The organism is Micromonospora sp. NPDC049044, from assembly GCF_040649215.1.
Classification (GTDB): Bacteria; Actinomycetota; Actinomycetes; order Mycobacteriales; family Micromonosporaceae; genus Micromonospora.
The window spans coordinates 117,941-132,916 of sequence record NZ_JBEZFA010000018.1; the positions used below are offsets into that span (position 1 = coordinate 117,941).

The following is a 14,976-nucleotide window of genomic DNA, read 5'->3' on the forward strand; positions in this document are numbered from 1 at the left end:
GAGCGATGGAAACCGCCCTGTACACCCTGTGCGCCGTAGCCGGCTGGGTCGCCTTCGGCTACATGGTGCGCCTGCAGCGCCGCCACCCGAGCCGGGCCCGCCGGGCGATCTGTGTGGGCCTCGGGGCGTTCGCCGCCGGGATCACCGCCGCCATCCCGCCGATCGCGACAGCTATCGATGAGGCGTCCGGCCTGCCCAATCTGGCGAAGGTCATCTCTCACGGTTGTGCGCTCACCATCTCGGCGAATGCCGAGATCATGCTCCTGCACTTCGCACTTCCCCCGGCGAGGGCCGCCGCCCGCGCCCGCGTCTGGGTGCGGGTCACCGGGCTCGCCTTCCTCGTCATGGCCGGCCTCTTCGCCTACACCCTCAGCTACGACGACCCGGTGCTGCTGACAGTCGAGTACGCGACCGACCCCCTCGTGACCGCCTACCTGCTGGTCTTCCTGGTGCTCGGCTTCTTCGCCTACTGCTTCGACATCGCCCGGCTGTGCTGGGGCTTCGCGAAGATCTGCGGTCGGCCCTGGTTGCGCCGTGGCCTACGGATCACGGCGGTTGGTGCGGCCTTCGCACTGCTCTACAGCACCAACAAGATCGTGTATCTCGTCGGCTACTGGGCCGGTTACCAACCCACCGGCGAGCGGCAGATCGCCGCGGTCCTGGTGACCATCGGCGCGCTGCTCATCACTGTCGGCCTCACCATGCCGGCCTGGGGGCCCACTCTGCGGATCACGCGACGGTGGGAGGATCTGCACTCCTACCGGCGGCTCGAGCCGCTCTGGCGGGACCTCGTCGCGGCCCTGCCCGAGCTGGAACTCGACAGCGCCCTGCGCCGGCCGCTCACGGCGGCGCGCGACATCGACTACGCGCTGACCCGCCGGGTGGCCGAGATCCGCGACGGCCGTCTGGCGCTGCGTCCGTACAGCGACGTCAGCGTGACGGCGCTTGCCGAGCAGTTCGCCGAGCGGGCCGGACTGACCGCCGAGCAGCGGCGGGCGACCATCGAGGCGGCCCACCTGGCCTGCGCGCTGCGCCGGCACGACGCCGGGCTCGCGGCCGACACCCCCCAGCCCGCCGACGAGTTGCACCGCCCGGACGATGGCTACGCCGGCGAGGTGGCGTGGCTGACGCTCGTCACCGACGCCTACGCCCGCTCGCCGGTGGTGGCGCAGACGCTCGCCGCGACCCGCAACCGCACCACTGGAGACGCCCGCCGATGAGAGGCCGCCACGCGAACCTGACGCGTATCCGTGCGCTGGACCCGCAGCGCGACTACCTGGACATCTACCAGACCATGCTGCGGTACGAGTTTCCGTGGGACCTGAAACTCGGGCTCAACCTGGCCTTCAACAGGTCCTTCTCCATCCCCGCCATCGCCGCCGTGCACACCGCCACCGGTGAGCTGACCGACCGCACCCAGAAGCGGCTCGACGACACCGGCCTGCTGATGTACGAGATGGTGCTCAACGGGTTCGAGCAGCCCCGCGGCCGGGACGCGGTGCGGCGCGTCAACCAGATCCACCGCCCCTACGACATCAGCAACGACGATTTCCGCTACGTCCTCGGTTGCCTCGTGGTGATCCCGACGCGGTGGTTGCAGAGCTACGGTTGGCGACCGCCCTGCTGCCACGAGCGGCAGGCCACCTTCCTGTTCTACCGGGAGTTGGGCCGACGGATGGGCATCACCGACATCCCCGGCTCGTACGACGACTTCGAGACCTGGTTCGACGCCCACGACACCGCACACCTACAGCCCAACGACGACGCGGCGGCCATCGAGCGGGCCACCCGGATGCTGATGCTCGCCCGCCTCCCCCGGCCGCTCGCACCGCTGGGAAACGCGCTTGTCAGCGCGATGTACGACGCGCCACTGCGCCGCGCGATGCGGGTCGACCCGCCGGGGTGGCCGATTCGGGCGGGCCTGCACGTGGCGTTGAAGACGCGGGCGAGAGCGCAGCTGTGGTTCGGCGCGCCCCGCAGGACGGCGCTGTTCGCCGACGGGATCAACGCCAAGAGCTACCCCGACGGGTACGAGATCAGTCAGCTCGGTCCGCGGCCCGGCGGCGGGCCCGGGTAACGCGTACCGAGGCGTCGGCCGGTCGGTCGCCTCGCCGGCCGCGCGGCGCGGCGGAAAAGCCCGGGGGCCGACGGTCACCCGCAGCTCATCGTGCCCACCAGCAGCTGTGCCGTCAGGTCCGGGCTCGGGTGCCCGGCGCCGTTGCTGTCCAGGGCGGCGAGGTGGGCACGAATCTGTTCGGCCTCGGGCATGTCGAGGTCGGTGTAGAGGGCGAGTGCCCGTTGGAAGTGATCGCGGGCGGAGCTGATGGCACCGAGGACACGGTGGGCGTGACCGAGGCCGGCGTGGCTGCGGGCGTGCTCGTGGTACGCGCCGATCTCGACCACTATCGCGTGTGCCGCGCTGTGCTGGGCAAGGGCGTCGGCGACGTTGCCCGCGACGCGGGCGGCCTCGGCGATCCCGTTGAGGGCGCTGGCCTCCCCGTACCGTTCGCCGGTCTCGCGGAAGATGTCGAGCGACTGCTGGTGGTGGCAGCTGAGCTGGCCGAGTCGGGTGTGCAGGGTGCCGAGACTGTTCAGGGTCCAGGCCGCACCTGTGTGGTTGCCGAGCTGGCGGTACATGGCCAGGGCCCGCTCCAGATGGATCCCGGCGGCCTGGTGCCGACCCAGCCGAATCTCGATGTCGCCGAGGGTGTTGAGCGTCCAGGCTTCGCCGGTGCGGCCGCCGATCCGCTTGAACAGCGTCAGGGATCGTTGCACGTGCTCGGTGGCCAGCCCGTACTGACCCAGGTGCGCTTCGACCTCACCGAGGTTGTTGAGCGCGTGCGCCTCCCCGGCCTGGTGGCCGGCGCGCCGGAACAGGGCCAGGGCCTGCCCGTAGCTGGCGGCAGCGGACCGGTTGCGGCCGAGCTGCGACTCGATGACGCCGAGGTTGACAAGCGCGCGGGCTTCGCCGACCTGGTCACCGACCTGCCGGAACAGGGTCCGGCCCTGCTGGAGGTGCTCGATGGCCGGCCCGTATCGGCCGAGCTGGGCGTAGGTGGCGCCCAGGCTGGTCGAGGCGTGGGCCTGTCCGGCGGGGTCCCCGCCACGGCGGGCGGCGGTACGCGCGTGCTCGTGAATGGCGAGGGCGTCGGTGGAATACCCGCCGTGCAGGTACTGGAACAGGCTTGCCGACAGTCGGGTGGCGTGGGCGGACCAGCCGTGGGCGGCGGTGTACGCGGCGACGGCGACGAGCGCGGGACGTTCGGTGTCCAGCCAGTCGCGGGCGGCGTCCGGTTCGAGCGGAGCCGCGAGCGGCACGGCACCTGGTGACGCCGCACGGTCCGACCCGGCCGGGTACAGGACGTCAGTGGCGGCGGCAGCGGTGTCCACGTAGTAGTCGAACAGCCGGGTCAGCGCGGCCCGCCGTTCGGGTGGTGGGTCTTCGTCACCGCACCGGCTGGCGGCGTACGCGCGAATGAGGTCGTGCAGGGCGTACCGGCCGGGGGTGGCCTGTTGCAGCAGGTGGTCCCGGTGCAGGTGGTGCAGGTGGACCGCCGCGTCGGACGCGTCGATGCCGGTGAGGGCGGCAACGGCGCGGGCGTCGAAATCGTCGCCGGGGTGTGCCGCCACGAAACGCAGCAGCCGTCGCCGCTCGGTGGACAGCTCCCGGTAGGAGAGATCGAAGGCGAGTTCCACGCTGAGGTCGAGTCGCCGCTGGTGGTGACGCTCGTCGAGCCGGTCCGCGTGATCGGTCAAGGTCCAGCCGGAGGTGCTTCTGAGGTGCGCGTTGACCAGCCCGAGCGCGAGCGGGAGATGGCCGCACCGGTGCGCGATCCGGGCCACCGCGTTCGGGTCGGGGCCGCCGGGTAGGGGCGGCCCGCCCCCGGCGAGCAGCGCAGCCGACTCGTCCGGAGTGAACAGGTCGACGGTGAGCGGTGTGGCGTGCGGCAGTTCGCTGAGATCGCGCCGGCTGGTGATCAGCACCGGGCAGCCCGGGGTGTCGGGCAGCAGCGGGCGGGCCTGTTCGGCGTCGCTGGCGTTGTCAAGCACCACAAGCGTGCGGGTGCCGACCAGGAGGCGGCGGTAGGTGGCGACCCGGGCGGGCAGGTCGTACGGGATCTGCTGCCCGGCGACGCCGAGCAGGCGCAGGAAGCCTTCCAGGACCGAGGCCGGGTCGGCTGGCGGCTGGCCGGGGTCCGGGTGGAATCCCCGCAGGTTGACGAAGAGGATCCGGTCGAACGGTGTCCGCCGGTGCCGGGCGTGTGCGGCCCGGACGGCGAGTTGGGTCTTGCCGACGCCGGCCATGCCCTGGATCGCCAACACGACCCGCTCGCCGGCCCGGTCGCCCCGGTCCAGCTCCCGTCGGAGCCAGTCGAGCGCGGCGCTCCGACCGACGAAGCCAGGCAGATCCTGCGGCAGGTTGTCCTGGACCCGCACCTGCGACGCCGCCCGGGCCTCCCCGCCGACGACTCGGAGCGCCTGCCGCCACTGCGCCACGTATCCGACGTCCGGATGCAACGCTTCGACAACGGCGATCACCAGATCGGTGTTGAGCCGCCTTCGGCCGCCCTTGAAACAGTCGGCGACAGTCGTCCTCCTGGCGGTCACACCACCGGGCCGGCCCGTCGCCTTCCCGACCGCGTTGATCCGATTCTTGATCGTGTCGTAGGACGGGTCACCGGCCCAGAGCTTCAACAGCCGTAGTCGTTGGGCCACCTCGTCAAGTGAGCCGGCCAGCCCGGGATCCGGCGGTGCCACCATCCCGCTTCCACTCGACGGCGACTCGGTCACGGCGGCTCCTGGACGGTGCTGATCTCGGGCTTGTGCTCCTACTAGACCCCTGCTGTCCGGCAGGGTCACCGGATCTGTCCTTGATCCGCCGAGTGGACACGGAGGACACCGGTGGCTGCCGTCCGGGATCGTCCGGGATTCACCAACGGCCCGGCGGCCCGTCACACACTTCACCGAGGTGCTGGTCCGGGCACCGCCGGCCGCGGTCAGGTCGGCCGTGAGACCCGGGAGGGAGGTGTCGCCATGAAGATCCAGATCCGTCGTCTCGAGAAGATCGAGACCACAGTCATCTGCGCTTGCAGCCCCTGCACGGACTGCTGACCCGAGTGTCCTGGTCACCGCCCGCCCGGGCGGTGACCAGGACCGCCACGACGACCGGGGCGACTGTCGACCCCCAGGACCAGAAGGAGCGAGTACGGATGAGGCGACCCCGAATCAAGAGCGTGTTTCCCCCCATCCCGCTGGGCGACGGCCGCATCCGCATCGGCGGCGGCGACTACGGCATCGCCTCGGAGATGGTCGACGACGAGCACGGCAACACCTGGCACCTGTTGAACCTGCTGGACGGTACCCGGACCCGGCCCGAGTTGGCGCAGGCGATGGCGGAGCACGCTCCGGGCATCACCGCCGCCGAGGTCGACGAGTCCGTCGACGCGCTTGTCGACATGGGCTTCGTGGAGGATGCCGCCGTACCCCCGCCGGACCGGCTGCCGGCGGTGGAGCGCGAGCGGTACCGGCGCAACCTGGAGTTCTTCTCTTACTTCCACAAGCCGCCACTGACCGCTGCCGATTTCCAGCTACGGCTGCGCGACGCCCGGGTCACGGTGCTCGGGATCGGCGGCCTCGGGTCGTACGTGGCAATGAGCCTGGCCGCCATCGGGGTCGGCGACATCCTGCTCGTCGACGACGACGACGTGGAACTGATGAACCTCAACCGTCAGGTGCTCTACACCGACGCCGACGTCGGGCAGCCCAAGGTGAGCGCCGCCGTCCGTCGGCTGACCGAGATCAACCCGCACGTGCGGATCAGCGCGCGCAACGCGCGGGTCGACGGGGTGGAGGCCGCCCGGGCCTGCATGGCCGGCCGAGACCTGGTGATCTGTGCTGCTGACCGGCCCCGGCTCACGCTCTACCAGTGGCTGAACGAGGCGGCCCTGCGGGAGGGCACCGCGTGGATGCGTGGCTCCAACGACGGGCTCACGGTCAGCCTCTTCCTGCACGTGCCCTACCAGACCGCCTGCTTCCAGTGCGTCGAGCAGGACGCCGCGGCCAACCACCCGGAGTACACGCCGATGGCCGAGTACGTGGTCGGGGTGATCGGCGACCGGACCATCAACCCGTGCAACGCGCCGATGGCCGGGATGATTGGCAATCTGGCCGCCCTGGAGGCCGTCAAGCACCTCACCGGCATGGCGGAGCCGGTCATCGTCGGCCGGAAGCTCGTCGTCGACGTGCACCGGATGGAGACGCAGTTCGCCGAGGGCACGATGCTCGACGACTGCGCCGCCTGCGGCCCGGACGGTCGGGTCCCCCGCCCCGACGACCTGCGGGCCACTGTCGCGTCCGGGTCCGCGCCGTGACCAGCACGCTCACCGACACCACAGTCGTCCGCCTGTATCCGCTGCACATCGGCGAGAGCGAGGACGGTGTGTGCGAGGTGGGCCGGGTCGACACCGGCGAATTCGTCGAGCTGCCGGCCGAGGGCGTCGACCTCGTCCGGTGGCTCGGCGCGGGACTGCCGCTCGGCGAGGTCCGCCGGCGGTTCACCGACCGGTACGGCACCGAGCCGGACCTCGCCGACTTCCTCGACGGGATCGCGTCCTGCGGCTTCCTGCGGCTGGACGCCACGACGGGAGACGGAGGCGCACCGGCGACCGGGGCCGAGGCGCCCCGCCGGGGTGTGGCGGTGCTGGCGAACCTGTCGCCGCGGCGGGTCTCCTGGCTGCTCGCACCACCGATGCGGGTGCTCTACGTCGGCGGCTGGCTGACCGCACCGCTGCTGCTGGCGCTCGTTCCCTCGCTGCGGCCCACCCCGGCCGACGCGTTCCTGCTGGACGGGGTGCTGGCCAACGCCCTGGTCGTCGCGATGGTGGCCTGGGTGCTGGTGCTGCTGCACGAGTTGGCGCACGCGGCCACCGTGCGGGCGTTGGACGTCACGGGGCGGCTCTCCATCAGCCGAAGGCTGTGGTTCCTGGTCGCGCAGACGGAGATGTCAGCCGTCCGCTCCGTGCCCCGGCGCCGCCGTTACGCCCCGTACCTGGCCGGGCTGACCTGGGACCTGTTGCTCATGTCGGCCTGCCTGGTGCTGCAACTCGCCGGGGTGCACGAACGGCTGGTGCGCGGCGTCGTCTACACGCTCACGCTGTCGGTGGTCTACCAGTTTCTGGTGTTCATGCGCACCGACATCTACTACGTCCTGGGCAACTGGCTGCGCCTCGGCGACCTGATGGGCGACACCCGGCGGTGGCTGGCCAACCAGGTGCGGCGGCTGGTCGGCCGCGACCCCGGATCCGACCTCGGCGGGGTGCCGGCCCGGGAACTGCGGATCATCCGCTGGTACGCGCCGTTCTACCTGCTGGGCTCGCTCGCCGTCACCGCGGCGCTGCTGGCCCTCACGGTGCCCGCCATGGCCACTATGGTCCGGCTGGCCATCGACGGCCTCGACGCTCCCGTCGACGGGCTCGCCTTCTGGAACGGCGTCGGTTTCCTCGCGCTCGTCGCCCTGCAACTCGCCACCTTCGGCTGGGTCCTCGTCACCGAACGCCGCAGCGCCACCTGATCGGCTCGTCCACCACACCGCCACACACCACGACGTGAGGACGCCTCCCGTGCCACTGACCGCGCCGCACCGATTCCTGGCCGCCCTCCTGACACCGGCCCTGGCCACCACACCGGTCGCCGTGGTGGCCGCCCCGACGCCGGTCGCCGCCGGTCCGGACCGGGCCGTCATCGTCGTCCTCGCCGACCAGCACGACGCCACCGCCGGGGGCCGCCGCACCGACCGGGCCGCCCGGATCACCACCGACCAGCAGCCGGTGCTCACCGACCTGCGCCGCGTCGGCGCCACCCGGGTGGCGCCGTTGCGCCTGGTGAACGCCATCGCCACGACAGTGCCGGAGCGGGCCGTCGCGGAGTTGGCGACCCGACCCGGGGTACGCGCCGTACTGCCCGACACCCCGCTGCGCCTGCGCCAACCGGTCGCCCCGAACCCACCCGCGCCAACGGCCGGCAGCGCCACGACGGGGGACCGCGGCTGCGCCGGGCCGGACGAGCCGCCGCTCACCGATCCGGAAGGGCTGGCGTTGACGCGTACCGTCGGATCGGCCCACGGACCCGGCGCGCACGACCTGGCCGACGGGTCGGGGGTGCGGGTCGGCGTGCTCGGCGGGGCGATCGACCCGATGGCGGCGGAGTTCGTCCGCGACGGGCGGTCGGTGGTGGCCGGCTACGCCGACTTCACCGGCGACGGTCTGGACGCCCCCTCGTACATCCTGGAATCCTTCGGCGACGCGAGCGTCGTGGCGGCCCAGGGCGTCGGCGTCTACGACGCCGGCCGGTACGCGCACCCGGCGCACCGCCCCGACGGACCGTGCCCGATGCGGATCCTCGGCGTCGCACCGGCCGCCACCGTGCACGTCGCCAAGGTGTTCAGCAACGTCGCGGCGCCCACGTCTGTCGTCCTGCAGGGCATCGAGTGGGCGGTGCTGCACGAACGCGTCGACGTGCTCAACGAGTCGCTTGTGGGCTACGGCTATCCGGACACGGCCGCCAACGCCCTGCGGCTGGCGAACGACGCGGCCGTCGCGGCGGGAGTGACAGTGGTGGTGGCCACCGGGGACGCCGGCCCGGACGGAACCCTGGGTTCGCCGGCCAGCGACCCGGACGTCATCGCCGTCGGCGCGAGCACGCAACTACGCGCGTACGGCCAACTCGGGTACGGCGGGTCGCCGCTCGGCGACGGCGGCCACCGCTCCGACTCGGTGTCCGCGTTGAGCTCCGGCGGCACCGCGCAGGAGCAGCCGCGCACCGTCGACCTCGTGGCGCCCGGCGACACCGGGTGGGCGGCCTGCTCGACCGACACCGCGCGCTACCAGAGTTGCGTCTCCTTCTTCGACGGCGGCACCCCCAGCCCGTTCTTCCTGTTCGGCGGCACCAGCGCGGCGGCACCGTTCGTGGCCGGGGCGGCGGCGCTGGTGATCCAGACGGTACGCCGGCACACCGGCGGCACACCGACCCCGGAACAGGTCAAACGCATCCTGCTGAGCACCGCGACGGACCTGCGGCAGCCGGCCGACCAGCAGGGCGCCGGGCGGGTGGACACCCTCGCCGCGGTGCGGCTGGCCGCCGCCCTGACCGACCACGCGGACTCCGCCGCCCGGCCCGCCGGCACCGGTGCCGGATCCGCTGGCAGGCCGGCCCCGGGGGATGCGACGGGGCTGCTCGTCGCCACCTCGACGGCGAGCGTGACCGGCGCGACGGGGCAGGACACGCCGGTCACGGTGCGCCTCACCAATCCGGGCGGCCACGCCCGTCGCGTCACAGTCGGCCTGCGGTCCGCCGCGCCGGCCCGCAGCCTCGCCGCCGGCCAGGTGCCGCCGGCCGCAGGAGCGGGCACGACCTTCGTCGACTCCGACGGCGTACCGGCGAACGCGCGCCGGGTGCCGGTCACCGTGCCCGGCGGGACCGACCAGCTCCAGGCCGCGGTGGCCTGGGACCCCCGGTCGCATGCCGCGCCGGTCGCGGTGAGCATCTTCGACCCCGCCGGCCGGCTCGCTGGTTACTCACTGCCGCTCGGCAACGGGGGGTACGGGCGGGTGACGGTGGCCCGGCCGCAGCCGGGTCGCTGGAGCGTGGCGATCTGGACCCGCGACGACGGGTCACCGGCAGTGGGTGCGGTTCGGTACGACGTCACCGCACTGCGGCTGACCACGCGCAACGGCCCGTCGATCGTCGTGCCGCCCGGCGCCACGCGGACCGCACGGCTACCGGTCCGCCTGCCGAACGCGGCAGGTGACTCGTCGGCCGCCGTGACCGTCGCCGCCGGCGCGACCGGCGACGCGGCGCTTCCGTTGGGACTGCGGGCGCTGGTGGCGACAGGTCCCGCCGGCGGCAGCTTCGCCGGCACCTTCTCCGGCGGCAACGGCGCGCTCGCCGGGTGGGCGCTGCTCGGGCAGCGGCGCAGCTTCCAGTTCGACGTGCCCGCCGGGCAGCCGGCGCTGGCCGTGTCGGTGCGGGCCGGCGACGACCCGGGGCTTGAGGTGTGGGGCCTGCTCGTCGACCCGGCCGGGATGCCACTCGCGGCCAGCAGCTCACGCAACGCGGGGACTGCGGCGGCGCCCCGGTTGGACCTGGTGCGGCGTGCTCCGCAGCCAGGTCGATGGAGCGTGGTGCTGGTGCTCACCGCGCCGAACGCCACGGCCAGGACCAGCCAACCGTTCCACGGCCGGGTGGGGTTCGCCCCGGCGTCGGTGGTGGCGACAGGTGTGCCGGCGGGGGCTGTGCTGCCGCTCGGCCGCCCGGCCGAGGCCACCCTGACCATCACCAACACCGGTACGGCACCGGCGTCGTACCTGGTGGACGGCCGGCTGGACGCCATGGGCGACGTGCCGCTGCGACCTGTGGCGTCCGCCACCTACCAGACACCGGTGTCCGCAGTCGACGTCTACCCGCGCTTCGCGGTTCCGACCGGCACGACCCGGCTGCGGATGACGGCCGACTCGGCGGTGCCGCACGTGCTGGACACGCAGCCGTACGGCGAGAACGGCTACTACGTCGGTGACCCGGACCTGGCCGGAACCGCGGGTCGACGCTCCGAGGTGGAGGTCTCCTCCGCGCAGGTGGCGGCCACTACCTGGATCTGCAACGCCAACCGGGTCGGCCCGTTCGGCAGCGCTCCCCAACCGCCGGCCCGGGTGGACTGCGCGGCGACAGCCCTGACCCGACTCGTCGACAAGCGGATCACCTCGTCCACGGGCAGTCACTGGCGGCGGGTGGTCGAAGGATCATCCGAGCCGTCCACACCGCTGACGCTGGCGCCGGGGCAGAGTGGCACCGTGACGGTAACCTTCGCGGCGGACGAACCGGAGGGGGAACAGGTCACCGGGTCGTTGACGGTGACCACTCTCGACGCACGTACCGGGTTCGGCACGGAGGTTGCGGCGGTGCCCTACTCGTACACGGCGCGATAGGTCGCTGTCAGTGCCGCCAGTCCCACGAAGGATCTGCGGCAAACCGTTCGCGAACCTCACTGAAGCGCAGAATCTCGCCGAAGTTCGTGTCGATCATACCGTCGATTCCCTCCGTGACCTCGTCGAGGAGATCACGGATGCAGGAGACGCCCGAGTATTCGACAACTATGCCATTGAAGTCCCCGAGTGCGTCCTGGATCTGGGCGATCTCTTCCTCCTCGAACTCCTGGATGACGTCGCCAGAGAAGTCCAGCCCGAAGCGGCACGTCGCCCGATCGAGGTAGTCGAAAATCTCTCCCGGCTGGTACGATCCGGAAGTCCGGAGCCGCGCGATCAGTTCGGCGCTCCTGCTGGTGGGGGTCAGGAGCACAATTGTGGGGCGCACAGCAGTCGCTCTCCTCTCGGCGGACGCAGGGACGGGCAGCTAGGGTGCCAGCACATCGAGCAGCAGATTCTTGTCTCGCGTGACCATGATTCCGGCAGCCTCCAGACTCTTGATAACACTGCCGCGGGCTTGCGGAAGGTACGCTATTACTGGATAGTCGGTAAGGCTTTGTGTCGTCAGTGCCTGCTTGAGCGCGCCCTTTCCACTGCCGGATTTCACCTGAATGACGGCATTCCGCGTGACAATGTCGAAGTCGGTCAGGGCCTTACCGTCGGGCCCTATTATTTCTATCCCCTGCGCCTTGACATGCCCGGGATAGCGGGCGTTTATGGCGTCGACAAGGTCCGGGACCAACGGATCGTCGCCCTTGCCGGTGACGTGCGTGTACGGTGCCAAGCCCAGCGGGTCGGATTGAGTGCCAGGATTCGCGACGTAACTGTGCGGATTGGGACCAGGGCTGAGGCCCAGGACGTCGGTGGAGGCGTAGCGGGCGGTGTCCGGGTCGTAGTAACGGTGGTAGTTGTACGAGCTGCCGGTTTCCGGGTCGTGAATCTGGCCGGGAAAACGCAGCGGACAATCCACGCCGCCCGTGCTCTGGTGAGTCGGGATGCCCCAGATGGTGGTCCGCTGCTGCCAGGCGATCGCACCGTCCGGATCGACGAGTTCGGTGGGTGTGCCGACCAGGTCGGTGACGATCGCGTAGAAGCGGCGGTCCACCTCGTCCTGATCGCTCAGCGCGTCACTCTGGCTGATCGGGGTGAAGGTGCCGGGGAGGTACTCCCAGGTGCTGGTCTTGCCGCCACCGCCACCGCCAGCGCCGCTGTCGCTGTCGCGCCGGGTCTGCTCGACCAGACGTGGGCCGTCCCAGGCGAAGTCGACCTGCTCGACCACGGCACCGTCGACGCCGAGGCGCTGCTTGGCGACCCGGCGGCCAAGCGCGTCGTACCGGTAGCGCCAGCGGGTGCCGTCCGGCGTGGTCACAGCGACCAGCCGGTCCTCGCTGTCCCAGGCGTAACGCCAGGTAGAGGGCTTGGTCGAGCGTTCCTTGCGCTGCCGCAGCACCACTCGGCCTGCGGTGTCGTGCTCGTAGCGCATGTTCCCGGCCCGGCGGATCAGGGTGCCTGTGTACTCCCGTTCGCCGAGGACATCGCCGTCCAGGTTGCCACCGATGGCGCCGGGCCGGTTGTCGCCGCCCACTCCGGCGCCGGCCCAGGTGGCGTGGGCGACGTTGCCGGCGTCGTCGTAGGCGTACCGCTCGGTCCAGTCGGCGGCCTGCACTGCGGTGATCCGGCCGGCCCGGTCCAGCTCCAACCGACGCTGACCGGTGAGCTGGTCGTCGACGCCGGTCAGGTATCCGTCGGCCCGGTACTGGTAGGACCGGTGGGCGACCAGATCCGGGACCGCGGCTGTTTCCGTGGGGCTCGCGGTGAGGATTTGGGAGAGCAACCGGTGGTTGGCGTCCCAGGTCTGCGTCAGCGCCAGGCTGCCGACCGCGCGCCGGGTCTCCCGGCCGGCCGCGTCGTGGGTGAAGCTGACCGTCGCACCACCGGTGTGCAGCGCCACCGGCTGATGCCCCGCGTCGTACTCCCAGACACTCTCCACTCCCGACGGGGTACGCCGGTGCGTCCGTCTACCGAGCAGGTCGTAGGTCGAGGTGACCACCTGGCCGTCGCGGATCTCGGCCAGCACCCGGCCTACCGGATCCCGCTCGAACTGGAGATCGACCTCGGGTGAGGTGGCGTGCCGCAACCGGCCGGCCGGGTCGTAGCCGAAGGTGGTCACGCCCTCGGCTGTACGCTTCTCCACGACGTTGCCCAGGAGGTCTCGGACCAGCTCGGTGCTCTGTCCGACGCCGTTGGTGCGGGCCACCACCTGACCGGCGGCGTCGTGCGTGTAGGTCTGGGTCCGGCCGTTGAAGTCGGTCTCGGCGACCAGCCGCCCGGCCGGGTCGTAGTCGTAGCGCCAGACGAGCCCCTGCGGGTTGGTGACAGTGGTGAGGCGCAACTCGGTGTCGTAGGCGAACGCGAGTCGACCGCCGTCCGGGCCGATTCGCGCCACAGGTCGATCGAAGGCCCCGATCTCGAACTCGGTGGTCGCCCCGGTCTGGTCCGTGTGGCTGACCAGGTTGCCTTCCGGGTCGTAGGTCCACTCCTCGCTCGCCCCGTCCGGACCCCGCCGCCAGGCCAGGCGTCCCTCGGCGGTCCAGCCCAGCCGGGTGGTGTTCCCGAGCGGGTCGATCACCTCGGCAAGGCGTCCGGCCGAGTCCCGCCGGTAGGTCATCACCGCACCAGTGGGCTCGGTGACCTGACTGATCAACCCGGTCGGATCGGTGGCCACCGCCAGTGTGTGGCCGAGGGCGTCGGTCACCCCGGCCAGGTGGCCGGCCTCGTCGTACCGGTAGCGGGTGACCGCGCCGATCGGGTCGGTGACCATCGTCAGATTGCCGCGCTCGTCGTACTCACGTCGCCAGACCGCACCGTCGACGTCGGTGACCACGAGCGGCTGACGCAGTTCGTCGTACGACGCGGACGCCCGCGCCCCATCCGGGCGGGTGAGCTCGACCAGGTTGCCGTCGTCATCGTAGGACCAACGAGTCGTCCGCCCGAGAGCATCGGTCTGGGACAACTTCCGATCAAAACGATCCCAGGTGAAGGCCGTGGCGCGGCCCGACGGGTCGGTGACCCGCTCGATCTGGCCGCGTTCGGTCAGGTCATAGATCGTGGTGTGGCCGAGCGAGTTGACCACGCTGGTCTTGCGGTCGGCCTTGTGGTAGTGCAGCCGCGCGGAGAGGTGCCCGCCGGAGCCGGTGGCGGCCACGCAGCGGCCCTGCTCGTCGTAGGTGTAGTGGTACTCCTGCGCGTTGCGGTCCTGCCAGCGGACCAACCGACCCTCGTCGTCATAGCCGAACCGCAACGGCAACCCCGACGAGTTGACCACCTCGGCGAGGTGACCGGCCTCGTCGTAACCGAACCGCACAAGCGTCCGGGCCGCACCCGAGGGCTCCGCGTCGAGCAGACTCAACGCCGCGACCCGCCCGTGCAGGGTGTCGACAGCGATCCGATACCCACCACTGTGCCGCACCTCGACGACCACACCGTCGCGCCAGTCCAGATCGATCCGATGACCATTACGGTCGGTCACCGCCACCAGCGGCAGCACCTCGACGGGCTCACCCTCGCCCGCCGGCTCGGGCAGGTCGGGCACCGCCTGGAAGTGCAGGGCACGGCCGAGGTCGGGCTGATCGACGCGGTAGCCGTCGGCGGTCGTCGTGAGCGGCCAGCGAGGGCCGGTCTCCGGCATCAACGGCACCCCCGCGGGTGTCGAGTAGGTGAGGACCATGCCGTCCTCGGCGACGAAACAGACCCCCTGGTCGTCGACCTCAAGGCGCTGGTCCAGGGTGGATGCCCAGGACGGCCCGAACCACCGGCCGGCGCGGTACGACGACAGGTGACTACGGCCCAGGACGAGCGGCAGCAGGCCGGGCAACTCCGCGTCGGTCTGGGTGAGCACCACCTCACCGCTGGCCACGTCGATCGGGTCGGCCGCGACCTTGCGCGCACCCATGGGGATGCTCGGACGCGGCAGGTTCGGCAGCGCCGCCCGCACCCTGGG

The 14,976-nt window shown here is 71.5% G+C and carries 8 protein-coding genes; 5 read left to right on the forward strand and 3 right to left on the reverse strand.

Features of this window, described 5'->3' with window-relative positions:
- The first annotated feature begins 5 nt into the window (after positions 1–5).
- Both AB0B85_RS17420 and AB0B85_RS17425 read left to right on the forward strand, forming a co-directional pair.
- Positions 6–1,220, forward strand: a complete 1,215-nt coding sequence (locus tag AB0B85_RS17420) for an MAB_1171c family putative transporter (protein ID WP_357408346.1) — start codon at positions 6–8, stop codon at positions 1,218–1,220.
- Positions 1,217–2,077, forward strand: coding sequence for an oxygenase MpaB family protein (locus tag AB0B85_RS17425; RefSeq protein ID WP_357408348.1), 861 nt, complete (start codon positions 1,217–1,219; stop codon positions 2,075–2,077). Before AB0B85_RS17420 ends, AB0B85_RS17425 begins: the two co-directional genes overlap by 4 nt.
- 74 nt (positions 2,078–2,151) lie before the next feature.
- Here the strand turns inward: AB0B85_RS17425 and AB0B85_RS17430 are convergent, their stop codons facing one another.
- Positions 2,152–4,791 carry a tetratricopeptide repeat protein gene (locus tag AB0B85_RS17430; RefSeq protein WP_357408350.1) on the reverse strand — a complete coding sequence of 880 codons (2,640 nt, stop codon included), beginning with the start codon at positions 4,789–4,791 and terminating at the stop codon, positions 2,152–2,154.
- Positions 4,792–5,210: 419 nt separating this feature from the next.
- On the opposite strand from AB0B85_RS17430, the gene AB0B85_RS17435 reads away from it, so the two are divergent.
- Genes AB0B85_RS17435 through AB0B85_RS17445 form a run of 3 tightly spaced genes read left to right on the forward strand, consistent with a single transcriptional unit; the run spans position 5,211 to position 10,979 of the window.
- On the forward strand, positions 5,211–6,371 hold the full coding sequence (locus AB0B85_RS17435) for a ThiF family adenylyltransferase (protein ID WP_357408352.1): 1,161 nt from the start codon (positions 5,211–5,213) through the stop codon (positions 6,369–6,371).
- Positions 6,368–7,570 (forward strand): hypothetical protein, encoded by a 1,203-nt coding sequence (locus AB0B85_RS17440; protein ID WP_357408354.1) that lies wholly within the window; start codon positions 6,368–6,370, stop codon positions 7,568–7,570. Before AB0B85_RS17435 ends, AB0B85_RS17440 begins: the two co-directional genes overlap by 4 nt.
- 34 nt (positions 7,571–7,604) lie before the next feature.
- Positions 7,605–10,979, forward strand: coding sequence for a S8 family serine peptidase (locus AB0B85_RS17445; RefSeq protein ID WP_357408355.1), 3,375 nt, complete (start codon positions 7,605–7,607; stop codon positions 10,977–10,979).
- A gap of 7 nt (positions 10,980–10,986) precedes the next feature.
- Here the strand turns inward: AB0B85_RS17445 and AB0B85_RS17450 are convergent, their stop codons facing one another.
- Positions 10,987–11,364, reverse strand: coding sequence for a hypothetical protein (locus AB0B85_RS17450; protein WP_357408357.1), 378 nt, complete (start codon positions 11,362–11,364; stop codon positions 10,987–10,989).
- A 39-nt stretch (positions 11,365–11,403) separates the two neighbouring features.
- The coding region (locus AB0B85_RS17455) for a DUF6531 domain-containing protein (RefSeq protein WP_357408359.1) at positions 11,404–14,976 on the reverse strand (3,573 nt) is incomplete at its 5' end.